The following is a 21,368-nucleotide window of genomic DNA, read 5'->3' on the forward strand; positions in this document are numbered from 1 at the left end:
GGTCGCACGGCATGGGAGGACTAATCTGGGGTTGACCCCCTGACGACCCTCGACCCAAGTGAGCCATGACCACCAGCGAAGTGCGCGTTCGTTTCTGCCCGTCTCCGACCGGAACCCCGCACGTCGGGCTCGTCCGCACCGCCCTGTTCAACTGGGCGTACGCGCGGCACCACGGCGGCAAGTTCGTCTTCCGCATCGAGGACACCGATGCCGCCCGCGACTCGGAAGAGTCGTACCAGGCGATCCTCGACGCCTTGCGGTGGCTCGGCCTGACCTGGGACGAGGGTCCCGAGGTCGGCGGGCCGTATGAGCCCTACCGGCAGTCCCAGCGGCGTGACCTCCACCTGGACGTCGTCGCGAAACTGCTCGAGGCGGGCGAGGCCTACGAGTCGTTCTCGACGCCCGAGGAGGTCGAGGAGCGGCACAAGGCGGCCGGCCGCGACCCCAAGCTGGGGTACGACAACTTCGACCGCGACCTGACGCCGGAGCAGCGGCAGTCGTACCTCGACGAGGGCCGCAAGCCCGTCGTGCGGCTGCGTATGCCCGACCACGACCTGACCTGGGTCGATCTGGTGCGCGGGGAGACGACGTTCAAGGCGGGCACCGTCCCGGACTTCGCGTTGACCCGCGGCAACGGCATTCCGCTGTACACCCTCGTCAATCCGGTCGACGACGCGTTGATGAAGATCACACACGTGCTGCGTGGCGAGGACCTGCTGTCGTCGACGCCGCGTCAGCTCGCGCTGTACGAGGCGCTGCAGCGGGTTGGTGTGGCCGATTTCACCCCACAGTTCGGCCACCTGCCGTTCGTGATGGGCCAGGGCAACAAGAAGCTGTCCAAGCGTGACCCCGAGTCGAACCTGTTCATCCACCGCGACCGCGGGTTCATTCCCGAGGGATTGCTCAACTACCTGGCACTTCTGGGGTGGAGCATCGCCGACGACCACGACGTGTTCTCGCTCGACGAGATGGTCGCCGCGTTCGACATCGCCAAGGTGAACTCGAACCCGGCCCGGTTCGACCAGAAGAAGGCCGACGCGATCAACGCAGAGCACATCCGGCTGCTGACTCCGGAGGACTTCGCAGGCCGCCTACGGGAGTTCCTGACCACACACGGCCACCCGGTCGACGCCCTCGACGCGGATGCCTTCGCGGTGGCGGCGGACCTGGTGCAGACCCGGATCGTGGTGCTCTCGGATGCATGGGACCTGCTCAAGTTCCTGTTCGTCTCCGACGACGAGTTCGCGATCGACCCGGCGGCCGCGGCCAAGAATCTCGGTGCCGACGCGGCGCCGGTGCTTGACGCTGCCGTCGCGGCGCTCGACGGGCTGGTCGCCTGGGCGACCGCCGACCTGGAGGACGCACTCAAGGCGGCACTGATCGACGGCCTCGAGCTGAAGCCGCGCAAGGCATTCGCTCCGGTGCGGGTCGCGGTGACCGGATCGCACATCAGCCCTCCGCTGTACGAGTCGATGGAACTGCTCGGCCGTGACAAGACGATGGCCCGGCTGCGCGCCGGGCGGGCGGCCATCGCGGACTGAGCGCACCGGTCGGCTGGTCAGGAGCGCGTGTACGGCCTCCTGACCAGCCGATTTGGAGGTTCGCGGGTGGGCTTTGCTATTGTTCTCCTCGGTTCGAACGACGGCCTCCGCTTCACCGCGAGGGACGTCGAGACAAGCCATTGGGGTATGGTGTAATTGGCAACACAGCTGATTCTGGTTCAGCCATTCTAGGTTCGAGTCCTGGTACCCCAGCGGAAATCCGGTGAAGATCAGCCGGATCGCCATGCAGTACACGGCACGTTCCCTGGCCCCGTCGTCTAGCGGCCTAGGACGCCGCCCTCTCAAGGCGGTAGCGCGGGTTCGAATCCCGTCGGGGCTACCACGGAGAGCGTGCCGATTCTGTGATCGGGAAGATCGACTTTCGGGTCGACGAACGTCCGATCACGTCCTGGCCCCGTCGTCTAGCGGCCTAGGACGCCGCCCTCTCAAGGCGGTAGCGCGGGTTCGAATCCCGTCGGGGCTACAACGAGAAAGACCCTCCGGTGCGTACCGGAGGGTCTTCTGCGTTGCGGAAGCCGTGGATGTCGGTCAGCCGCTCTTGCGCCGGAATTCGCGCTTGTGATCGGACGGACCGTGTGACTGGTGGATCTTGGAGTCCCCGGCGGGCGCGTTGCCGTGTCTCGAATGCTGATGGCTCTTGCGTTCGAGTGCTTCCCGGAACTGTTCCTTGATGTGTTCGCTCTCGGATTCGGTCACGATGCGTTCCTCCTCGATTGGTCGAGTCCGGTTCGGTGGTCGCATCGTGACCGTACCCTCGTCCGCGCCGTGCGTCGCGGGTATTTCCGGTGTGTCAGGTGTCGCCGAGCTACAGGTACTGGGCGGTGCTGCCGCTGACGGGCATCTCCGGAAGCCCCAGCTTCCGGTGGTCCCACGACCGCACCCGGTCGGCCTTCACCCGGACCGCGACCCGCTTGTTCGCCATCATCGCGATCGCCGGGTCGGCCTCCTTCGTGTAGGGCCCCGTGTAGCGCTCCCACACGCTGACGCAGACGGCCCAGAGGGCGTCGTGGTCGTCGATGATCTCGGCAGTGCCCTCGAACGACACTCCGCGGAGTGTGTCGTAGGTGTTGCCGTCCTCGATCATGACCGTGATGCGGTTGTCGCGTCGCAGGTTGAGAACCTTCTGGGACTTGGCCTTCGTCTCGAACCAGAGTTCTCCGTCGACGATCGCGTACCACATGGCGATCAGGTGCGGAGTGCCGCTCGGCCCGATCGTCGCCATGGTGGCGACACGGCTCTGATGCATGAACTCGGAGATCTCGGTGTCCGTCATCGTGATCTGCGAGCGTTGTTTGGTGCCCACTGCGGCGCCCTGCCTTTCGGGTGTACTGGAACGTGTTCCTCCCAGCACTGTGCCACGCGCGAGGGCGCCCCGGGCGGGTCGCGGAAGATTCAGAGCCGCTTGTGCAACGCTTCCGCGGCATGGAGCAGGTCCGACGCCCATCGGGCACCGGGCCGGCGGCCCATTCGGTCGATCGGTCCGGACACCGAGATCGCCGCGACGACGGCGCCGGTGCGGTCGCGGACCGGCGCGGCCACGCTCGCGACACCCTGCTCACGTTCGGCGGCGCTCTGCGCCCAGCCGCGCTTGCGGACCTCGACGAGCACCCGCTCGCTGAACAGCGCGTCGGGCAGGACCGAACGCTGGACCTGATTGTCGGCCCACGCCAGGAGGACCTTGGCGCCGGAGCCTGCGGTCATGGGTAGTCGCGCGCCGACGAGGACGGTGTCGCGCAGTCCGGTCGGGGGCTCCATCGACGCGATGCACACTCGCTGCAGACCTTCACGGCGATACAGCTGCACACTCTCGCCGGTGATCTCGCGAAGGCGGGGCAGCACCATCGCCGCGGCTTCGAGGAGATTGTCGTTGGCTGTGGGTGCCAGGTCCGCGAGTCCGGGTCCGGTGCGCCACAGGCCGTCGGCATCGCGGCTGAGGAGGCGATGGACCTCGAGGCCGACGGCGAGGCGGTGTGCGGTGGCTCGCGGCAGTCCGGTTCTGGCGCAGAGCTCTCCAAGGCTGCAGGGCGCATCGGCGACGGCGTGCAGCACCGACATGGCCTTGTCGAGTACCCCGATCCCGCTGGTGACCGCCTGAGCGCTATGCTTTCTCATAGATCGGATACTAACGTCTCGCATTGTGGGATGGAAATTCGAGGTGTGGACACGATGCGGGGGATGATGGACATCGGATCTCGCCGGACCAGCCCGTAGTCCGCGAGGTACGTGCCGCTCGCGCGGCAGCAAACCTGTGCCGCTCCCGGGTGAGCGACGAATCACGAAGAGGTGGAGAACATGGCCAGCAGAGGGCGCACACTGGCGGAGAAGGTGTGGGATCAGCACGTCGTCGTGCGAGGCGAAGGTGAAGGGGCCGCACGTGAGCCCGACCTGATCTACATCGACCTGCACCTGGTGCACGAGGTGACCAGTCCGCAGGCGTTCGATGGACTTCGCCTGGCGGGTCGGCAGCTCCGTCGCCCCGACCTGACGATCGCGACCGAGGACCACAACGTTCCGACGGTCGACATCGACAAGCCGATCGCGGATCCCGTGTCCCGGTTGCAGGTGGACACCTTGCGGCGCAACTGCGAAGAGTTCGGGGTCCGGCTGCATCCGATGGGTGACCTCGAACAGGGCATCGTGCACGTCGTCGGTCCGCAGCTCGGCCTGACCCAGCCCGGCATGACGGTGGTGTGCGGCGACAGTCACACCTCGACGCACGGCGCGTTCGGTTCCATCGCAATGGGAATCGGAACCAGCGAGGTCGAGCACGTGATGGCCACGCAGACCCTGTCGCTGCGCCCGTTCAAGACGATGGCGATCAATGTCGACGGCGAATTGCCCGACGGTGTCACGAGCAAGGACCTGATTCTCGCGGTCATCGCCAAGATCGGAACGGGCGGCGGCCAGGGTTACGTCCTCGAATATCGCGGCGAGGCAATCCGCAAGCTGTCGATGGAAGCTCGAATGACGATCTGCAACATGTCGATCGAGGCAGGTGCCCGCGCAGGCATGATCGCCCCCGACGAGACGACCTACGAGTTCCTCAAGGGTCGCCCGCACGCGCCCACGGGTTCCGACTGGGACGCCGCCGTTGCTGCGTGGAACGAGCTGAAGACCGACGACGACGCGGTTTTCGACGCCGAGGTGCACCTCGACGGTACTGCTCTGACCCCGTTCGTCACGTGGGGTACGAACCCCGGACAGGGTGCTCCGCTCGGAGCGTCGGTTCCGGTTCCCGCCGAGATCGCCGACGAGGGGGAGCGCGCCGCGGCCGAGAAGGCGCTCGCCTACATGGGGTTGGAGGGCGGAACCCCGCTTCGCGAGATTCCGATCGACACCGTGTTCGTCGGGTCGTGCACGAACGGACGGATCGAGGATCTGCGCGCGGTCGCCGGAGTCCTCAACGGCCGCAAGGTTGCCGACGGCGTTCGGATGCTGGTCGTCCCCGGTTCGATGCGCGTGCGTGCGCAGGCCGAGGACGAGGGCCTCGGCGAGATCTTCACGGCTGCAGGGGCGGAATGGCGCCAGGCCGGGTGCTCGATGTGCCTGGGTATGAACCCGGATCAGCTGGCGCCCGGTGAGCGGTCGGCGTCCACCTCGAACCGCAACTTCGAGGGACGGCAGGGCAAGGGTGGTCGTACCCACCTGGTTTCGCCGCTCGTGGCGGCCGCGACCGCGGTGCGCGGAACGCTCTCGGCGCCGTCCGACCTCGACTAGACATTCGGAATCAGGAGGAGAATCTCGATGGAAGCCTTCACGACTCACAAGGGCATCGGCGTCCCGCTGCGACGTTCCAATGTCGATACCGACCAGATCATCCCCGCGGTCTACCTCAAGCGGGTGACCCGAAGCGGTTTCGAGGACGGACTGTTCGCCGGGTGGCGTACCGATCCCGGTTTCATTCTGAACACGGAGCCGTACGACAAGGCCACAGTTCTGGTCGCGGGTCCCGACTTCGGCACCGGATCGTCGCGTGAGCACGCGGTGTGGGCGCTGTCCGACTACGGATTCCGTGTCGTGATCTCGTCTCGCTTCGCCGACATCTTCCGAGGGAACGCCGGAAAGGCCGGTCTGCTCGCGGCTCAGGTCGAGCAATCGGACGTCGAATTGCTGTGGAAGGCGCTCGAGGAGCAGCCCGGTCTGGAAATTGTCGTGGATCTCACGTCGCGGACCGTGAGTGCCGGAACTCTGGTGGTGCCCTTTGCCATTGACGACTACACGCGGTGGCGTCTGCTGGAGGGTCTCGACGACATCGGACTCACATTGCGCCAGGTAGAGGCGATTTCCGAGTTCGAAAAGTCAAGGCCGTCTTGGAAACCTGCTACGTTGCCTGCACGCGCAGCGGGGGAGAACGCGTAGGAGCGCTAAGCACATCGGAAGCCGGAAACGGGTTGCCACGCCGTGAGAAAGCCATGAGAATTGGCGTGGCACATAGACTCTTGCCCGTTTCCGGTTTACCGTGTTTGCTAGTCGGTCCGTCAATTGGGCCATTGGTTTGTGGAGGAATCATCCAATGAACAAAGCAGAGCTCATTGATCAGCTGACCGAGAGGTTGGATTCGGATCGGCGCAGCGCGACCGACGCGGTCGAGCACATCGTCGACATCATCGTCCGCGCGGTCCACGCCGGAGAGAACGTCACCATCACCGGATTCGGTGTCTTCGAGCAGCGTCGGCGTGCGGCCCGTGTCGCTCGCAACCCGCGCACCGGTGAGACCGTGAAGGTCAAGCCGACGTCAGTGCCCGCCTTCCGGCCCGGCGCCCAGTTCAAGGCTGTCATCGCAGGCAAGCAGAAGCTGCCCTCGTCCGGCCCGGCCGTGAAGCGTGGTTCGGCCGCTGCTGCGCCGGCGAAGCGCGCCGCAGCCAAGAAGACTGCAGCGAAGAAGGCTGCGCCCGCGAAGAAGACGGTCGCGAAGGCCGCTCCCGCGAAGAAGGCGACCACGGCTCGGAAGGTCGCCGCGACCAAGGCGACCGCGGCGAAGAAGACCACCGCGGCCAAGAAGACCACCGCCACCAAGGCGGCACCGGCCAAGAAGGCCACCGCCACCAAGGCGACCGCCGCGAAGAAGACCACCGCGGCCAAGAAGACCACCGCCACCAAGGCGGCACCGGCCAAGAAGGCCACCGCCACCAAGGCGACCGCCGCGAAGAAGGCGGCCCCCGCCAAGAAGGCTCCGGCCAAGAAGGCGCCCGCCAAGAAGGCTCCGGCCAAGAAGACCACCGCACGCAAGCGGTAGTCACCGAAATCTGGAAGAGGGTGTCGACGGGAAACCGTCGACACCCTCTTTTCGTTCGGGAGTTGGTGGCGGGACGCGTAGCCTGGGCGCCTCAGGACTCGGGCAGTGGGCTACTGATGTGGCTGGCGTCGACGAGCAGGCCACCCGAGAGGGAGAGCACCCACGTACTGCCCTTGCGGTTACGGGCCGCGGGAAGCGTGATGCCATCCCGATCGGCCCACCACTGCAGCAGGTCCGGGATGACGCGACCCTGGCTGCAGATCACCTGCACGCCGCCGCGCGCCGCGATCTTCCGTACGAGCGCCTGTGTGCTCGCCGGGTCCTCTCGGTACCCTTCCTCGCTCAGCGCCGGTTCCTGCGTGATCTCGGCGCCGATGTCCCGGGCCAGCGGCTCGACCGTCTGCACGCATCGCGTCCGGTCCGCCGAGTGGATCTCGGTGGCGCCGAACGCCTGGAGGAGCGCCGACAGGCCCTCCGCCTGTGCTCGACCGACCTTGTCGAGGGGGCGGGTGGTGTCGTCGCCCTTGTAGGTGCTGCGCCGGCCTGCCTTGCCGTGCCGGACGACGAGGACGGTCGAGGTGTCGGCGGGTGCCTGCAGGAACTTTCGCGTCACCTTCTCGTCGACCTGGTACGACAGGGAGCTGATGACCTCGTCGGGTGACATCCACCGCAACTCGTCGACTTCGTCGTTGGGAACGAAGTCGCCATGTTGCGCCTCGGCAGCCCAGTAGTCGACGCGTTTGCGCCGCCGATGGCCCGGTACCAGGTATGAGACGCGAGCGACGTGCCGTCCCAACTGGACCCGCATGCCCGTCTCCTCCTCGACCTCCCGTCGGGCCGCGACGACCGGAATCTCACCGGGATCGAGCTTGCCCTTGGGGAAGGACCAGTCGTCGTACTTGGGCCGGTGGATGAGAGCGATCTCGATGTCGTACGGGTCCGTCGGGGATTTACGCCACAGCACCGCGCCCGCCGCAAAGATGTTGGCTTTCACAGCTGACGACTTGTGCCTGGAGCTGTCCGATGTCGAGCCCACGGGTTCCCCTTCGATCGCCGGTTCCTACGCCCCGCTGGTCCGGCGGCTGCGGATCATTTCCTCCTGGTGTTCGCGCACCCGCTCGCCCCGCGCAGGCGAGGCCGCCCAGTGTCCGTCTTCCTGGAGCACCCAGCACCGTGTCGTCGGATCGAGCGCGGACTCGAACATCCCGTCCAGTTTCCGCGTCAGTCGCGGATCCTTGACCTGAGCCATCACCTCGACGCGACGGTCGAGATTGCGATGCATCATGTCGGCGCTACCGATCCAGAACTCGTTGGCGCCCTCGAAGTGCATGATGCGCGAATGCTCGAGGAAGCGACCCAGGATCGACCGGACCTCGATGTTCTCGCTCAGCCCCAGAACGCCCGGCCGGAGGGCGCAGATGCCGCGGACCACGACCTGGACGGGCACGCCCGCCTGCGACGCCCGGTACAGCGCGTCGATGACCTGCTCGTCGACGAGGGCGTTGGCCTTGAGTCGGATTCGCGCGGATCGGCCAGCGGCCTTGTGATCGATCTCGCCGTGGATCCGATCCACGATTCCTTGCCGGACCCCGTGCGGTGCAACGAGCAGGTTGCGGTACTCGGTCTTGCGTGAGTACCCGGTCAGTGTGTTGAACAGGTCGGTAAGGTCGGCGCCGATCTCGGGTGCGGCGGTGAGCAGCCCCACGTCCTCGTACAACCGTGCGGTCTTCGGGTTGTAGTTGCCCGTTCCGATATGGCAGTAACGGCGGATCGTCGAGCCTTCCCGGCGGACGACAAGACATGTCTTGCAGTGGGTCTTGAGGCCGACCAGTCCGTAGACCACGTGCACGCCCGCTTGTTCCAGCTTGCGCGCCCACTTGATGTTGGCCTGCTCGTCGAAGCGGGCCTTGATCTCCACGAGCGCGACCACCTGCTTGCCGGCCTCCGCGGCGTCGATCAGCGCGTTCACGATCGGGGAATCGCCGGACGTGCGATACAGGGTCTGCTTGATCGCGAGTACCTGAGGGTCTGCCGCGGCCTGCTCGATGAACCGCTGGACGCTGGTCGAGAAGGAGTCGTACGGATGCTGCACGAGGATGTCGCCTTCGCGCAGGGTCGAGAAGACGCTCTTCGGTGTCTCTCGTTCACCGAAGGCCGGGTGGGTGGCGGGGACGAACGGCGCGTCCTTGAGATTGGGGCGATCGACGCCGTAGACCTGCATCAGGCACGACAGGTCGAGAAGTCCGGGAACCTGGATGACGTCGCCCGGATTGACATCGAGTTCGCGCAGCAGCAGCTCGAGCATGTGCTCGGTCATGTCGTCGGCGACCTCGAGGCGAACGGGAGATCCGAAGCGCCGCCGGGCAAGTTCGCGCTCGAGGGCCTGCAGGAGATCCTCGTCACGATCCTCCTCGACCTCGAAGTCGGCGTTGCGTGTGATGCGGAAGGCATGATGCTCCACGATTTCCATGCCGGGGAACAGCACGTGCAGGTGCGCCGCGATCAGTGTCTCCATCGGAAGGAACGCCGGAATCCCGGACGGCGACCCGGTGCGGTTGACCCGAACGAACCGATCCACGTTGTCCGGCACCTTCACTCGAGCGAAGTGCTCGCCGCCGGTCGAGGAGTCCTTCACCGTCACCGCGAGGTTCAGGCTCAGGCCGCTGATGTACGGGAACGGATGCGCGGGGTCGACCGCGAGCGGGGTCAGGACCGGAAACACCTGATCGTTGAAGTACGCCGAGAGCTTGGCGGCTTCCTCGACGTCGAGATCGGCCCACCGGATGATCGAGATGCCCTCTGCAGCCAGTAGGGGGAGGAGATCACCGAATGTGCGGGCGTGGACTTTCGCGATCTCCTGGGAGCGTTCGGTGATCAGTGCCAACTGCTCTCGCGGAGTCAGTCCGTCCGCTGAGCGCACGGACAGTCCCGTCTCGTCGCGGCGCTTGAGACCGGCCACCCGAACCATGTAGAACTCGTCGAGATTCGAGGCGAAGATCGCGAGGAACTTCGCGCGTTCGAGCAACGGCAGCGACGGATCCTCGGCGAGCGCGAGTACACGCGAGTTGAAGTCGAGCCAGCTCAGTTCACGGTTGAGGTACCGGTCGTCAGGGAGCGGGGCAACCGATCCGTCCACGGACGGGGGCGTCGCGGCGGGGAGTGGGGTCGGGATGACCGGCAGGTGTCCGGAGGCCGGGACCGCCACGTTGTTCGACTCCTCGTTCGCTGTCGCCTGCACCGTCTTACGCCTCGCGCCCTCGCCGTTGTTCACGGGTCGATCATCCCCCAGATCGCGATCGCGCGACAATCCGACGACGGCATGTTGAATGAACTCTCAACGACAGGGAGACGAACCGTGTCGGCTCATCGACCGCAGCACACCGGTCGTCGCCGGACCGGGTCCGAGTGCGACCGCGGCGGCGAGGTCGTCGGGGGTGTCCACGTCCAGGCGAAGGCCCGGCCAGATCCCCTCCAAAGCCGTAGCACCGGAATCGATGTGACGCCTGGCCGAGTCCTCGCCGAAGAGCGGGACGAGTTCGTCCGCCGCGACGATCAGTGCGGCCGTTCCCGTCCCGTGGTGATCGACGACGACCGCCCGCCGCATGCGCCGCGACGCCGCCAGTGCATCGGTCAGTTCGGGCCCCGTCAGGCACGGTAGGTCACCCTGCAGTGCGACCACTCTGCCCGACCGAACGGTCCGTGACGCGGCCGCGAGAACCTGGTTGAGGTCGTCGTCGCCGCGGTCGGGGAACACCGCCGCACCGAGGTCGGCTGCGGCCGACGCGACCAGAGGATCGGGGGTGATCACGGTGACGCCGTCGACCGCCTCGGACGAGAGTGCCGCGGCCACGGTGTCGCGGACCATCGCCAAGGTCAGTGTCGCCCGCTCGTCGGCACTCAGGTACGGGCCCAGGCGACTCTTCGCGTGGCGCAGATCCTTCACCGCGATCAACACGTGGGCACGCGCAGCCTGCTGGGGTGCGGGGGCGGCGCTCATGTGGCCATCCTGCCAGCATCGGGATCGGCGACGTCGGCGTGGTTCGTACGGGACCGAACGGCGCGGCCGGTACTAGTGTCGTCCTCACACAGCAGTCGGGAGGTCGGAGGGCGCATGGTGAAGGCGGCGGTACTGGGTGCGGGATCATGGGGCACGGCTTTCGCGAAGGTGCTCGCGGACGCCGGGACCGATGTCACGATGTGGGCGCGTCGGACCGAGGTCGCTGCGGCGATCACCGAGACGCACGCCAATCCGTTCTACCTCGACGGCATCGAACTTCCCGCAGCGCTGACCGCGACCAGCGACCACGCTGCTGCGCTCTCGGGTGCCGACCTGGTCGTCCTCGCCGTCCCGTCGCAGTCACTTCGGGAGAACCTCGCCGTCTGGGCGCCGCTGATCGAGCCGGACTCGACGCTGCTGTCCCTGGCGAAAGGCATCGAATCGGTCACCCTCCAACGGATGAGTCAGGTGATCGGCGAGGTCGTCGGCGCACCCGACGACCGGATCGCAGTTCTGTCGGGCCCCAACCTGGCACGTGAGATCGCGAGTGGGCAACCCTCCGCGACAGTCATCGCCTGCACCGATCACGAGCGAGCCAAGGACGTTCAGAAGGCCTGTGCAACAGGATATTTCCGTCCCTACACCAACACCGACGTCATCGGATGCGAGATCGGCGGCGCCTGCAAGAACGTGATCGCACTCGCCTGCGGCATGGCCTCCGGAGTCGGCTTCGGTGAGAACACCAACGCGTCGATCATCACCCGGGGACTCGCCGAGATGATCAGGCTCGGTGTCGCGCTCGGCGCCAACCCCGCGACACTGGCGGGGCTCGCGGGCGTCGGCGACCTTGTCGCGACCTGCTCGTCGCCGCTGTCCAGGAACCGGACGTTCGGCGCCCACCTCGGACAGGGTGGGACGCTCGCCAGCGCCCAGGCCGCGACCAACGGTCAGGTCGCCGAGGGTGTGAAATCGTGCACATCGGTGCGAGCGCTGGCGCAGCAGCACGGGGTCGAGATGCCGCTGACCGAGGCGGTACATCGCGTCTGCCACGAGGGATTGTCGGTGCGCGAGGCCGTCGGGCTGCTGCTGGGGCGACGCATCAAACCCGAATGAGGCGTGACCTGCCGGAATGACGCACGGGGCCCGTCGACGCTAGGGTTTCCGGGTGAACAATCCTCGTACCCGGGTCGCGGTGGTCTTCGGTGGTCGCAGCAGCGAGCACTCGGTGTCCTGTGTGTCCGCCGGAAGTGTGCTCCGCAATCTCGACCCCGAGGTCTACGAGGTGGTGCCCATCGGCATCACGCACGACGGGTCCTGGGTGCTCGGTGAATCCGATCCCGCCGCCCTCGTCATGGACGGGCGTTCGCTCCCGACGGTGGACGCGTCGGGATCGGCGCTGACACTCACCGTCGATCCCACCCGCGGCGGCGCAGTCGTCGCGCTCGACTCCGAGCAGGCCGGGCAGGTGCTGGCCTCGGTCGACGTCGTGTTCCCGATCCTGCACGGTGCGTACGGCGAGGACGGCACCATTCAGGGAATGCTCGAGCTCGCCGGGCTGCCGTACGTCGGACCCGGTGTCCTCGCGAGTGCCGCGGGCATGGACAAGGAATTCACGAAGAAGCTTCTCGCCGCCGAGGGCCTGCCGATCGGACACCAGGTCGTCCTGCGACCGGGCGTCGCGACGGTGTCCGAGCAGGACCGTGAGGTGCTCGGGCTGCCCGTGTTCGTCAAGCCCGCACGCGGTGGTTCCTCGATCGGCATCACCCGCGTCACGACCTGGGACGGACTTGACGCCGCGATCGCGCACGCCCGGGCGCACGACCCGAAGGTCATCGTCGAAGCGGCCATCGTCGGCCGCGAGGTGGAGTGCGGCGTACTCGAGTTCCCCGACGGGTCGGTCCGCGCCAGCGTGGTCGCGGAGATCCGGATGCCCGAGCTGACCGACGACGACGGCGCCTTCTACGACTTCGACACCAAGTACCTCGACGACATCTGCGAGTTCGACGTCCCGGCCAAGCTCGACGACTCCGTCGCCGACGAGATCCGTGCGATCGCCGTCAAGGCCTTCGCCGCACTCGACTGCCAGGGCCTGGCACGGGTCGACTTCTTCGTCACCGACAACGGTCCGGTCATCAACGAGATCAACACGATGCCCGGGTTCACGTCCATCTCGATGTTCCCCCGGATGTGGGACGCCGCAGGCGTCGACTACCGCACGCTGGTCGCGACGCTCGTCGACACCGCGCTCGCGCGCGGAACCGGCCTGCGCTGACGCTCCTCGCCGCGGCCGGGAAGCCGGCCGCGGCGAGCGCTGTCAGGAGCCGGGCGTCGGAGTGACGGCGGGAAGCGGGGCCGGGTCGATCGGCTTCGCCTCGAGCGCACCGGCGAGCGCGTCCGATGCGTCCTGCAACGGCGTCGGGCCCAGGCCGTGCGGCACGGTCAGCGCCACGTAGACGCCACGATCGACGGCGAACCAGGTGCTGGCGTCGAAGCCCTCGTCGCCGGGAACCTCGAACCACTGCACCCCGTTCACGACCTGCAGCGCACTGGCGGCGTCGAACTCCGCCGGCCGGTCGAGGCCACACCGCAACACGATCTCCTGCGCATCGACGGACTGCCACGCCGCGGCGCCGTCGGGTGCGGGATCGACGAGTTCGGCGCGCTCGAAATCGCCGAGGCGGTCCGGGACCGCGTCGATCAGTGCGGTGCACTCGGCCGACGTCGCGGCGGGCGCCGGGACTGTCCCGAGTGCGACGGGATCGAGGGTGGGGTTGCGATTCGCGAGGACCGCTGCGACGACGATGCCGACGACCAACGCGACGGGCAGTGCGACCGCCACGGCGATCAGGGCGGGACTGCGGCGGGTGTCGGGGTCGGATGCCGGACTGTCGGCGGTAGGAGTGGTGTCGGGTTCGGAGTTGTTCACGATGCTGTTCTGTGCCGTTCGTTCACTGGGGTCGGGGTGGTCGGCGGGGGTCACGCTCGCGCGGGAACCTCGCAGGTCAGGGTTCTGGTGATGCCCGCAACCTGCTGGATTCCGGTCAGGGCCGGGGACGACCCGGGGTCGCCGTTCCCGTCGATCCGCACGACCACGTCATAGGGGCCGACGACGTCCTCCGCGGTGATCACTCCCGGCAACTGCCGGATCCGCTCGGCAATCGTCGTGGCCTTGCCCACCTCGGTCTGGATCAGGATGTATGCCTGCGCCACCGCCAGGTCCCTTCCCGGCCCAGCGCGTCGCGGTCTCGGTAGAGTCGCGATGGCCCTGGTCCGTATCTCGGCCGGGTCTTGTCCCGGTCGATTCCCAGGGTACCGCGACAGATTTCTACGAAAGGTCCGTCATCGACACACCCGATTCCGCCCGCGACCCCCGCCAGGCCGACGCCACCGTCGCGGACATCGGCGAGTTCGCCGTGATCGACCGCGCTGTGTCCGGACGGTCCCAGCCGGACACGACCCTCCTCGGTCCGGGCGATGACGCGGCCGTCGTTCGGGCAGCGGACGGCAGGGTGGTGGTGTCGTCGGACATGCTGGTGCAGGGCAGGCACTTTCGGCTGGACTGGTCGACACCGGAGCAGGTCGGACGAAAGGCGGTGGCGCAGAACGGCGCCGACATCGTCTCGATGGGTGCCCGGCCCACAGCGTTTCTCGTCTCCTTCGGTTGCCCGCCCGATACGCCGGTCGCGGTGGCGGACGCGCTGACGGACGGGATCTGGTCCGAGGCGTCGCGTCTCGGTGCGGGTGTCGTCGGGGGAGACACCGTGCAGTCCGACCAGATCGTGTTGTCGATCACCGTTCTGGGCGACCTCGGCGGACGCGACGCGGTGTTGCGGTCGACGGCGCGCGTCGGTGACCAGGTGGCGGTGGCGGGTCGGCTCGGATGGTCGGCCGCAGGACTGGCTGTCCTGGTGGCGGGAGTCGACGGGCATGCCGAAGTCGTTGCTGCACATCAGGTCCCGGATCCGCCCTACTCGTGCGGCCCGTCCGCGGCAGAGTCGGGTGCCACCGCGATGACGGACGTCTCGGACGGCCTGCTCGCCGACCTCGGTCACATCTGTGCCGCGTCGGGTGTGCAGATCGACCTCGATTCCGCTGCGCTCGAACCGGATCCGCCGCTGCACGCGGCGGCAGCGGACCTCGGAACCGACCCGGTCGTATGGGTCCTGACCGGGGGAGAGGACCACGCTCTCGCGGCCACGTTCCCGCCGGACATCGAGCTTCCGGACGGTTGGCGTCGCATCGGCGTAGTCGCCGGCGGTGCGGGTGTCCACGTCGGTGGCCGGGAATGGACCGGTCCGGTCGGCTGGGAGAGTTTCGGCCCGCCCGAGTCCCGCTAGGGTGAGCCCCATGTCGACTACATTCCCCGTCGCTGCGCTCGTCCAGCCCCACACCAGGATCGCGTGATGGCGCCGCGTCCACTCGCCGAACTCGTCGACCCCGGATGGGCGACGGCGCTCGAACCGGTTGCCGGACGGATCTCCGAGCTCGGAGAGTTCCTCCGCGACGAGGTCGCGGCCGGTCGTGGTTATCTCCCGGCAGGCGAGAACGTCCTGCGCGCCTTCGCGCAGCCCTTCGACGACGTACGGGTCCTCGTCGTCGGGCAGGACCCCTATCCCACGCCGGGCCACGCCGTCGGACTGAGCTTCTCCGTCGCCCCCGACGTCCGGCCCGTCCCGCGGAGCCTGGTGAACATCTACACCGAGCTGGGCACCGACCTCGGTCTGCCGACTCCGTCGAACGGAGACCTCACTCCGTGGGCGCAGCAGGGGGTGCTGCTGCTGAACAGGGTGCTGACCGTGCAACCCGGCCAGGCCGCGTCACATCGACGCAAGGGCTGGGAAGACGTCACCGAGCAGGCGATCCACGCCCTCGTCGCCCGAACCGACCCGAGTGGGGTGAGGCGTCCGCTCGTAGCCATCCTGTGGGGTCGTGATGCGGCGACACTGAAGCCGATGCTCGGCGACACCCCGTATGTGGAATCCGCGCACCCGTCGCCGCTGTCCGCCTCTCGCGGCTTCTTTGGGTCCAGGCCCTTCAGCCGCGTCAACACTCTCCTCGAGGAGATGGGCGAGAAGCCCGTGGACTGGCGCCTGCCCTGACCGCGCTCCCGCTGGTGTGAACTGGAACGGCCAGGCTCTGAGAGGGCCTGACCGTTCCGTTCACACCGTCACGGCGGGCGTCAGCGGGTGGCGGCGAAGTCGGGGCGACGCTTCTCGACGAAGGCATCGACGCCTTCGCGGCCGGTGGGACCTGCCGCTGCTGCCGAGATGGACGCGGCTTCGGCATCGAGCTGATCCGACAACGTCGACTCCCCGGACCTGGCGAGCAACGCCTTGATGCCCGCGTACGAACTGGTCGGGCCTGCCGCGAATCCTGCAGCGACCTTCAGTGCCTCGTCCTTGACCTCGTCGTCGGCGACGAGCCGGCTGAGGATGCCGAGGCGAACGGCCTCGTCCGCATCGATGATCGTGTCGGAGAGGATCAGTTCGGCCGCTTTCCGGGCACCCACGATGCGCGGCAACGTGAACGACATCCCTCCGTCGGGCGTGAGGCCGACACCGGGGTACGCCGCGCGCAGCTTCGTCGATTCGCCGCCGATCGCGATGTCGGCCGCGCACGCCAGGCTCATGCCGGCACCGGCCGCCCAACCCTGTACTGCGGCGACGACCGGAACGGTGGTGGCCGCGAGGAGTCGAACGAAGTCGTGCAGCCGGTTGGCGATGTCGAGGAGGAAGGCAGCGCGATCGGGTGCCCCGGCGAAGTCCCGGACATTGCCGCCTGCGCAGAAGTTCGCGCCGTCGCCGACGAGCAGTACCGCGCCTGCCGCGATCTCCCCGGCAGCGAGTGCGCGCAGCGCAGCCGTTCCCTCGTCCACGCAGTCGAAGTCGAGAGCGGTGCCGTTTGCTGCGGTGGCGATGGCGATCCGGAGGACGTCGCCGTCGAGGCCGACATGGCTGAAGCCGTCGAGTGTAGTCACTTCAGCACAATAACGAAGCACCGCAAACGACCGATGCCCGGCACCATGAGGTGCCGGGCATCGGTCGTGATGATATGGAAGATCAGGCGCGGACGACCTTGCCTGCTTTGAGGCAGGAGGTGCACACGTTGAGCTTCTGGCGCGTACCGGATCCGACCTGGGCCCGGACAGTCTGAATGTTCGGGTTCCAGCGACGGTTGGTACGCCGGTGCGAGTGCGAGACCGACTTACCGAAGCCGGGTCCCTTGGCGCATACGTCGCAGACGGCAGCCATAGTCGCGAACTCCTTGATGTGATGCGGATGGATTCAGTTGCGAACACGGAACACTGACGTGACCCGTGCCGGGCAACCCTGCCAGATTAGCCGGAACAGTGCCGAATGACCAAACCGGTGGTGCGTGACACTTCGCGGTGAGCGGGCTGACAAAGCCTGCGGCTAATCTTGCGGCACCGACAATACCGAAGAAGGGCGGAGGGACGGAACCGAGGTGCTCGAAGCGCTGCAGAGGGTGGACGGTGAGGCGTTACGCCGCTGGGCGGGTATCTGCGTCGACGGTCTGACCAGCCGCTGCGAGGACATCAATCGGCTCAACGTGTTTCCCGTACCCGATTCGGACACCGGTACCAACCTCCTGTTCACCATGCGTGCCGCGGCAGACTCGGCGGCGTCGGCCGACGGGTCCGTCGCCGACGTGGCCGCCGCGCTCGCACGCGGTGCGGTCGCGGGAGCGCGGGGCAACTCGGGTGTGATCCTGTCGCAGGTTCTCCGGGGTATCGCCGACGTCGCGCGCATCGGACACCTGGACGCCAGGACGGTGTGTACGGCGCTCGACCAGGCGACGGTCCTGGCGACCGACGCGATCAGCATCCCGGTCGAAGGGACGATCGTGACGGTTCTCCGCGAGGCGGCGGTGGCGGCGAGCGCATGCCCGCACGACACCGATCTCGCGGGAGTCGTGTCGGCGGCCGCGTCGGGAGCCGCAGCAGCGCTTGCCCACACGCCCACCCAACTCGCGGAACTCGGCCGCGCAGGAGTCGTCGACGCCGGCGGTTTGGGTCTGGTCGTGATCCTCGACGCCCTGGTGGGTGTCGTCACGGGGGTGACACCCGATCGCTCCGGCCTCACGCTCGTCGCGCAGGTAGACATCGACGCGGGACCCGAACACGACACCCACGATCACGGCCACGGCCACGGAACGACTCACGACTCCACGCAGCACACCCTCGACTACGAGGTCATGTACCTCGTGGCGGACACGGACGCGGCCCGCGTCGCGGAACTGCGCACACGACTCGGCGAAGTGGGTGACTCGGTGATCGTCGTCGGGGACGGCGACGGATCCTGGTCGGTCCACGTGCACTGCCACGACGCCGGTGCCGCCGTCGAAGTGGGGCTCGCCGCCGGGCGGGTCCACGACATCAGGATCGACTGCTTCGCGCTCGACCTGGTCCGGGGTGACACCGGTTCGGCGGTGTCCGTGCCGGGCCGCCGCTGCATCCTCGCCGTCGTGGCGGGTGACGGCGCGGCCGAGCTCTTCGCTTCCGAGGGAGCGGAGGTGATCCGTTGCGACGAGCAGGTCACACCCGAGAAATTGCTCGAAGCGATCCGGCAGCTGAGCTGCACCGAGGTGCTCGTGATGCCGAACGGGGCGTTGCCCGCGCAGGAACTGCTGACGGTCGGCGCGCTCGCTCGCGACGACCGCCGCTCCGTGTTGTTGCTGCCCACGTCGTCGATGGTGCAGGGCCTGGCCGCGCTGGCCGTGCACGACACCCGCCGCCCCGCCGTGGACGACGGGTTCGCGATGTCGGAGGCAGCGGCGTCGACGCGGTGGGGGTCGGTTCGAGTCGCGCGGGAGCGGTCGCTGACGTTGATGGGCACCTGCGAGGCGGGGGACGGGCTCGGACTGATCGGGCACGAGGTCGTGGTCATCGCCGGTGATGCGGTCGAGGCGGGCCGCCGGCTGCTCGACCAGGTGCTCGGCGTCGGTGGCGAACTGGTGACGCTGCTGATCGGGGCGCAGGCGCCGGACGGGCTCGGCGACGCGCTCGCCGACCACGTCTCGAACAACCACCCGGGAGTCGAGGTGCTGGTCTACCCCGGCGGGCAGGACACCGACCTCGTCCAGGTGGGTGTGGAGTGACCCACGCCGGGTAGCTGCCCGAGAACACGTCGGTGCCGAGGAGTAGGACTGTGCCTGTGAGCGGAGAGACGAACCCATGGCAGCGCTGAGCGATCGCCTCGACCACCTGCTCGGTGCGAAGGCTGCGGAGCCGTTGGCTGCCGACTTCGACATCCACACGGTCGAGGACCTCCTTCGGCACTACCCGAACCGGTACGCGACGCAGGGTGCCGAACTGGGCGAGAAGAAGCCGCCCGAGGGCGAGCACATCACGATGGTCGCGACCGTCGTGAAGGCCGACGTCGTCTCGTTCAAGAGCCGGAGCGGCAAGATGCTCCGCACCGTGCTGTCTTCGGACACGCAGCGCGTCGAGGCCACCTTCTTCAATCCGCACAAGGTCGCGCATGCGATCAAGCCGGGCGTTCGGGCGATGTTCTCGGGTACCGCCAAGTACTTCCGCGAGCAACTGCAGCTGACCCACCCCAGCTACCTGATCCTGCCGACCGGGGACGGTGAACCGACCATCGGTGGACGGGTCCGCGGGTCCGGGGAACTCGCAGGTATGGCCCGCAGCACGCAGGATGAGAATTCCGGGATCGACATGGAGATCTTCGACCGGGAACTGATCCCGATCTATCCCTCCACCAGGGACGTGGAGACCTGGACGATCGCGCGCTGTGTGCGGCAGGTGCTCGACCAGCTCGACGTCGTCCCCGACCCACTGCCTGAGGCGACCCGTCGGGATCTGGACCTGATCGGCCTGGACGAGGCGCTGCGCCTCGTCCATCAGCCGGAGACCAAGCATGACGTCGAGCGCGCGCGGGAGCGGCTGCGCTTCGACGAGGCGGCGGCGTTGCAGCTGGTGCTCGCGCAGCGCAGGCATGCCGTCGACGAGCGGGTAGCACCCTCGTGCCCGCCCCGCGCCGGCGGTCTCGCGGCCGCGTTCGACGCTGAATTGCCGTTCACCCTCACCGACGGTCAGGTCGCGGTGGCCGAGGAGATCTCGGCCGACCTCACACGTCCCCACCCGATGAACCGGCTGCTGCAGGGCGAGGTGGGTTCGGGAAAGACCATCGTTGCGCTGCGGGCGATGCTGCAGGTGATCGATGCGGGCCATCAGTGCGCGCTCCTCGCTCCGACCGAGGTGCTCGCAGCGCAGCACGCCCGCTCGATGCGGCGGATGCTGGGCGACCTCGCGACGGCCGGGGAACTCGGAGCGGCCGACCACGCGACCAGGGTCACACTGCTGACAGGGTCCATGTCGACCGCGGCGAAGCGTGCCGCGCTCAACGAGGCGCTGGTCGGCGACGCGGGCATCGTCATCGGTACGCATGCCCTGATCCAGGACAACGTCGAGTTCTTCGACCTCGGGATGGTCGTCGTCGACGAGCAGCATCGCTTCGGCGTGAAGCAGCGTGACGCGTTGCGAGGCCGGGCGCGCGACGGCTCCAGTCCCCACGTCCTGGTGATGACCGCGACCCCGATCCCGCGAACGATCGCGATGACGGTGCTCGGCGACCTGGAGACCTCGACGCTGCGCGAGTTGCCGCGGGGCCGGTCGCCGATCGTCAGCAACGTGGTCTCCGCGTCCGACAAGCCGGCGTGGGTGGACCGGGCGTGGGCCCGAATCTGTGAAGAGGTCGCCGAGGGCAGGCAGGCGTACGTCGTCTGCTCGCGGATCGGAGACGGTGACGACGAAGGGGACGGCGAGTTCGCGGACCTCGATCTGGACGAATTCTTCGCCACGGGAAGAGCGCCGGAGCCCGCGCCGCGGCCCAGCCCTGGCAAGGCGAAGAAGAAGCAGGGAGACGCACCGCAGACGGCGGCCGCCGTCGCCGTGTACGAGCAGTTGCAGGCAGGCCCGCTGGCATCGGTCAGGGTGGGCCTGCTGCACGGCCGGCTGCCGTCCGACGAGAAGGACGCCGTGATGGCGGCCTTCAACGCAGGCGACATCGACGTCCTGGTCTGCACGACGGTCGTCGAGGTCGGTGTCGACGTGCCCAACGCGACGGTGATGGTGATCCTCGACGCCGACCGCTTCGGTGTCAGCCAGCTGCACCAGTTGCGGGGCCGTGTCGGTCGCGGTGCCCATCAGGGTCTGTGCATCCTCATCACGGGAACGCGGCCCGAGTCGCCCGCGTACCGGCGACTGAGCGCAGTGGCTTCGACGAACGACGGTTTCGAGCTCGCGCAGCTCGATCTGGCGCAGCGGCGGGAGGGCGACGTTCTCGGCGTCGCGCAGTCGGGCGCCAGGACCACGCTGCGACTGCTGTCGTTGCTCGACCACGAGGAGGTCATCGAGACGGCCCGCGCGTTCGCGCATCGTGTCGTCGCGGAGGATCCGGAGCTGACGCGGCATCCGGGGCTGGCGTCGATGGTGACCGCCGGACTGGACGCGAAGGGCGTCGAATACCTCGACATGTCGTAGGCCCGGAAAACCTCACCGTGCCCGGCGTCGTTTTGTGCGGTCAGGGAC

The 21,368-nt window shown here is 67.8% G+C and carries 20 protein-coding genes and 3 tRNA genes; 13 read left to right on the forward strand and 10 right to left on the reverse strand.

All coding sequences use genetic code 11. The features are described 5' to 3' along the window. Positions 1-65 precede the first annotated feature (65 nt). From gltX to RHCRD62_RS22895, 4 genes are all read left to right on the forward strand, one after another. Positions 66-1,541 carry a glutamate--tRNA ligase gene (gene gltX, locus RHCRD62_RS22880; protein WP_050067064.1) on the forward strand — a complete coding sequence of 492 codons (1,476 nt, stop codon included), beginning with the start codon at positions 66-68 and terminating at the stop codon, positions 1,539-1,541. 141 nt (positions 1,542-1,682) lie between these two features. After that, positions 1,683-1,754: transfer RNA gene (locus RHCRD62_RS22885), tRNA-Gln, on the forward strand. Positions 1,755-1,808: 54 nt separating this feature from the next. Next, a tRNA-Glu gene (locus RHCRD62_RS22890) sits at positions 1,809-1,884 on the forward strand. A gap of 68 nt (positions 1,885-1,952) precedes the next feature. Next, positions 1,953-2,025, forward strand: a tRNA-Glu gene (locus RHCRD62_RS22895). Positions 2,026-2,090: 65 nt separating this feature from the next. Here RHCRD62_RS22895 and RHCRD62_RS26115 read toward each other — a convergent pair. From RHCRD62_RS26115 to RHCRD62_RS22905, 3 genes are all read right to left on the reverse strand, one after another. Then, complete coding sequence (locus tag RHCRD62_RS26115) at positions 2,091-2,258, reverse strand: DUF5302 domain-containing protein (RefSeq protein WP_253277448.1); 168 nt, start codon at positions 2,256-2,258, stop codon at positions 2,091-2,093. 109 nt (positions 2,259-2,367) lie between these two features. Next, on the reverse strand, positions 2,368-2,865 hold the full coding sequence (locus RHCRD62_RS22900) for a pyridoxamine 5'-phosphate oxidase family protein (protein ID WP_050067065.1): 498 nt from the start codon (positions 2,863-2,865) through the stop codon (positions 2,368-2,370). 89 nt (positions 2,866-2,954) lie between these two features. Continuing rightward, positions 2,955-3,674, reverse strand: a complete 720-nt coding sequence (locus tag RHCRD62_RS22905; RefSeq protein WP_050067066.1) for an IclR family transcriptional regulator — start codon at positions 3,672-3,674, stop codon at positions 2,955-2,957. Between the two features lie 171 nt (positions 3,675-3,845). Between RHCRD62_RS22905 and leuC the strand changes: the two genes are divergently transcribed. The 3 genes from leuC (at position 3,846) to RHCRD62_RS22920 (ending at position 6,798) form a co-directional block, all read left to right on the forward strand. Continuing rightward, positions 3,846-5,279, forward strand: coding sequence for a 3-isopropylmalate dehydratase large subunit (gene leuC, locus RHCRD62_RS22910; protein ID WP_050067067.1), 1,434 nt, complete (start codon positions 3,846-3,848; stop codon positions 5,277-5,279). Positions 5,280-5,306: 27 nt separating this feature from the next. Next, entirely contained in the window at positions 5,307-5,921 is a 615-nt protein-coding gene (gene leuD / locus RHCRD62_RS22915) for a 3-isopropylmalate dehydratase small subunit (protein WP_050067068.1), read from the forward strand. A gap of 154 nt (positions 5,922-6,075) precedes the next feature. Then, a complete protein-coding gene (locus RHCRD62_RS22920; RefSeq protein WP_050067069.1) occupies positions 6,076-6,798 on the forward strand; it encodes an HU family DNA-binding protein in 723 nt (240 codons plus the stop codon). A 91-nt stretch (positions 6,799-6,889) separates the two neighbouring features. On the opposite strand, the gene RHCRD62_RS22925 is transcribed toward RHCRD62_RS22920, so the two are convergent. From RHCRD62_RS22925 to cofC, 3 genes are all read right to left on the reverse strand, one after another. Further along, a complete protein-coding gene (locus tag RHCRD62_RS22925; protein ID WP_050067070.1) occupies positions 6,890-7,834 on the reverse strand; it encodes an NUDIX hydrolase in 945 nt (314 codons plus the stop codon). Between the two features lie 24 nt (positions 7,835-7,858). After that, positions 7,859-9,970 (reverse strand): RNA degradosome polyphosphate kinase, encoded by a 2,112-nt coding sequence (locus RHCRD62_RS22930; RefSeq protein ID WP_253277460.1) that lies wholly within the window; start codon positions 9,968-9,970, stop codon positions 7,859-7,861. 162 nt (positions 9,971-10,132) lie between these two features. Next, positions 10,133-10,795 carry a 2-phospho-L-lactate guanylyltransferase gene (gene cofC, locus RHCRD62_RS22935; protein ID WP_050067071.1) on the reverse strand — a complete coding sequence of 221 codons (663 nt, stop codon included), beginning with the start codon at positions 10,793-10,795 and terminating at the stop codon, positions 10,133-10,135. A gap of 114 nt (positions 10,796-10,909) precedes the next feature. Here cofC and RHCRD62_RS22940 point away from each other — a divergent pair, with 114 nt between their 5' ends. Continuing rightward, the gene (locus tag RHCRD62_RS22940; protein WP_050067072.1) at positions 10,910-11,908 is read left to right on the forward strand and encodes an NAD(P)H-dependent glycerol-3-phosphate dehydrogenase; all 999 of its coding nucleotides are present in this window, start codon (positions 10,910-10,912) and stop codon (positions 11,906-11,908) included. Positions 11,909-11,960: 52 nt separating this feature from the next. Continuing rightward, complete coding sequence (locus RHCRD62_RS22945; RefSeq protein WP_050067073.1) at positions 11,961-13,067, forward strand: D-alanine--D-alanine ligase family protein; 1,107 nt, start codon at positions 11,961-11,963, stop codon at positions 13,065-13,067. 42 nt (positions 13,068-13,109) lie between these two features. On the opposite strand, the gene RHCRD62_RS22950 is transcribed toward RHCRD62_RS22945, so the two are convergent. Together RHCRD62_RS22950 and RHCRD62_RS22955 are read right to left on the reverse strand one after the other, a co-directional pair. Continuing rightward, positions 13,110-13,721, reverse strand: coding sequence for a DUF3515 domain-containing protein (locus tag RHCRD62_RS22950; RefSeq protein ID WP_050067238.1), 612 nt, complete (start codon positions 13,719-13,721; stop codon positions 13,110-13,112). 50 nt (positions 13,722-13,771) lie between these two features. Further along, complete coding sequence (locus tag RHCRD62_RS22955) at positions 13,772-14,005, reverse strand: Lrp/AsnC ligand binding domain-containing protein (RefSeq protein WP_050067074.1); 234 nt, start codon at positions 14,003-14,005, stop codon at positions 13,772-13,774. Between the two features lie 203 nt (positions 14,006-14,208). Between RHCRD62_RS22955 and RHCRD62_RS22960 the strand changes: the two genes are divergently transcribed. After that, the gene (locus tag RHCRD62_RS22960) at positions 14,209-15,132 is read left to right on the forward strand and encodes a thiamine-phosphate kinase (protein ID WP_050067075.1); all 924 of its coding nucleotides are present in this window, start codon (positions 14,209-14,211) and stop codon (positions 15,130-15,132) included. 66 nt (positions 15,133-15,198) lie between these two features. After that, positions 15,199-15,894: a uracil-DNA glycosylase gene (locus RHCRD62_RS22965; protein ID WP_050067076.1), complete on the forward strand. Its 696-nt coding sequence runs from the start codon at positions 15,199-15,201 to the stop codon at positions 15,892-15,894. Between the two features lie 80 nt (positions 15,895-15,974). On the opposite strand, the gene RHCRD62_RS22970 is transcribed toward RHCRD62_RS22965, so the two are convergent. Further along, positions 15,975-16,772, reverse strand: coding sequence for an enoyl-CoA hydratase/isomerase family protein (locus tag RHCRD62_RS22970; protein WP_050067077.1), 798 nt, complete (start codon positions 16,770-16,772; stop codon positions 15,975-15,977). An 82-nt stretch (positions 16,773-16,854) separates the two neighbouring features. Next, positions 16,855-17,046 (reverse strand): 50S ribosomal protein L28, encoded by a 192-nt coding sequence (gene rpmB / locus RHCRD62_RS25630; RefSeq protein WP_007536895.1) that lies wholly within the window; start codon positions 17,044-17,046, stop codon positions 16,855-16,857. A 214-nt stretch (positions 17,047-17,260) separates the two neighbouring features. Here rpmB and RHCRD62_RS22975 point away from each other — a divergent pair, with 214 nt between their 5' ends. Further along, positions 17,261-18,913 (forward strand): DAK2 domain-containing protein, encoded by a 1,653-nt coding sequence (locus tag RHCRD62_RS22975; RefSeq protein WP_050067078.1) that lies wholly within the window; start codon positions 17,261-17,263, stop codon positions 18,911-18,913. A gap of 76 nt (positions 18,914-18,989) precedes the next feature. Beyond that, positions 18,990-21,320, forward strand: coding sequence for an ATP-dependent DNA helicase RecG (gene recG, locus RHCRD62_RS22980; RefSeq protein ID WP_050067079.1), 2,331 nt, complete (start codon positions 18,990-18,992; stop codon positions 21,318-21,320). Positions 21,321-21,368: the final 48 nt, after the last annotated feature.

Origin of the sequence: Rhodococcus sp. RD6.2, assembly GCF_001040705.1 — a bacterium.
GTDB lineage: Bacteria > Actinomycetota > Actinomycetes > Mycobacteriales > Mycobacteriaceae > Rhodococcus_G.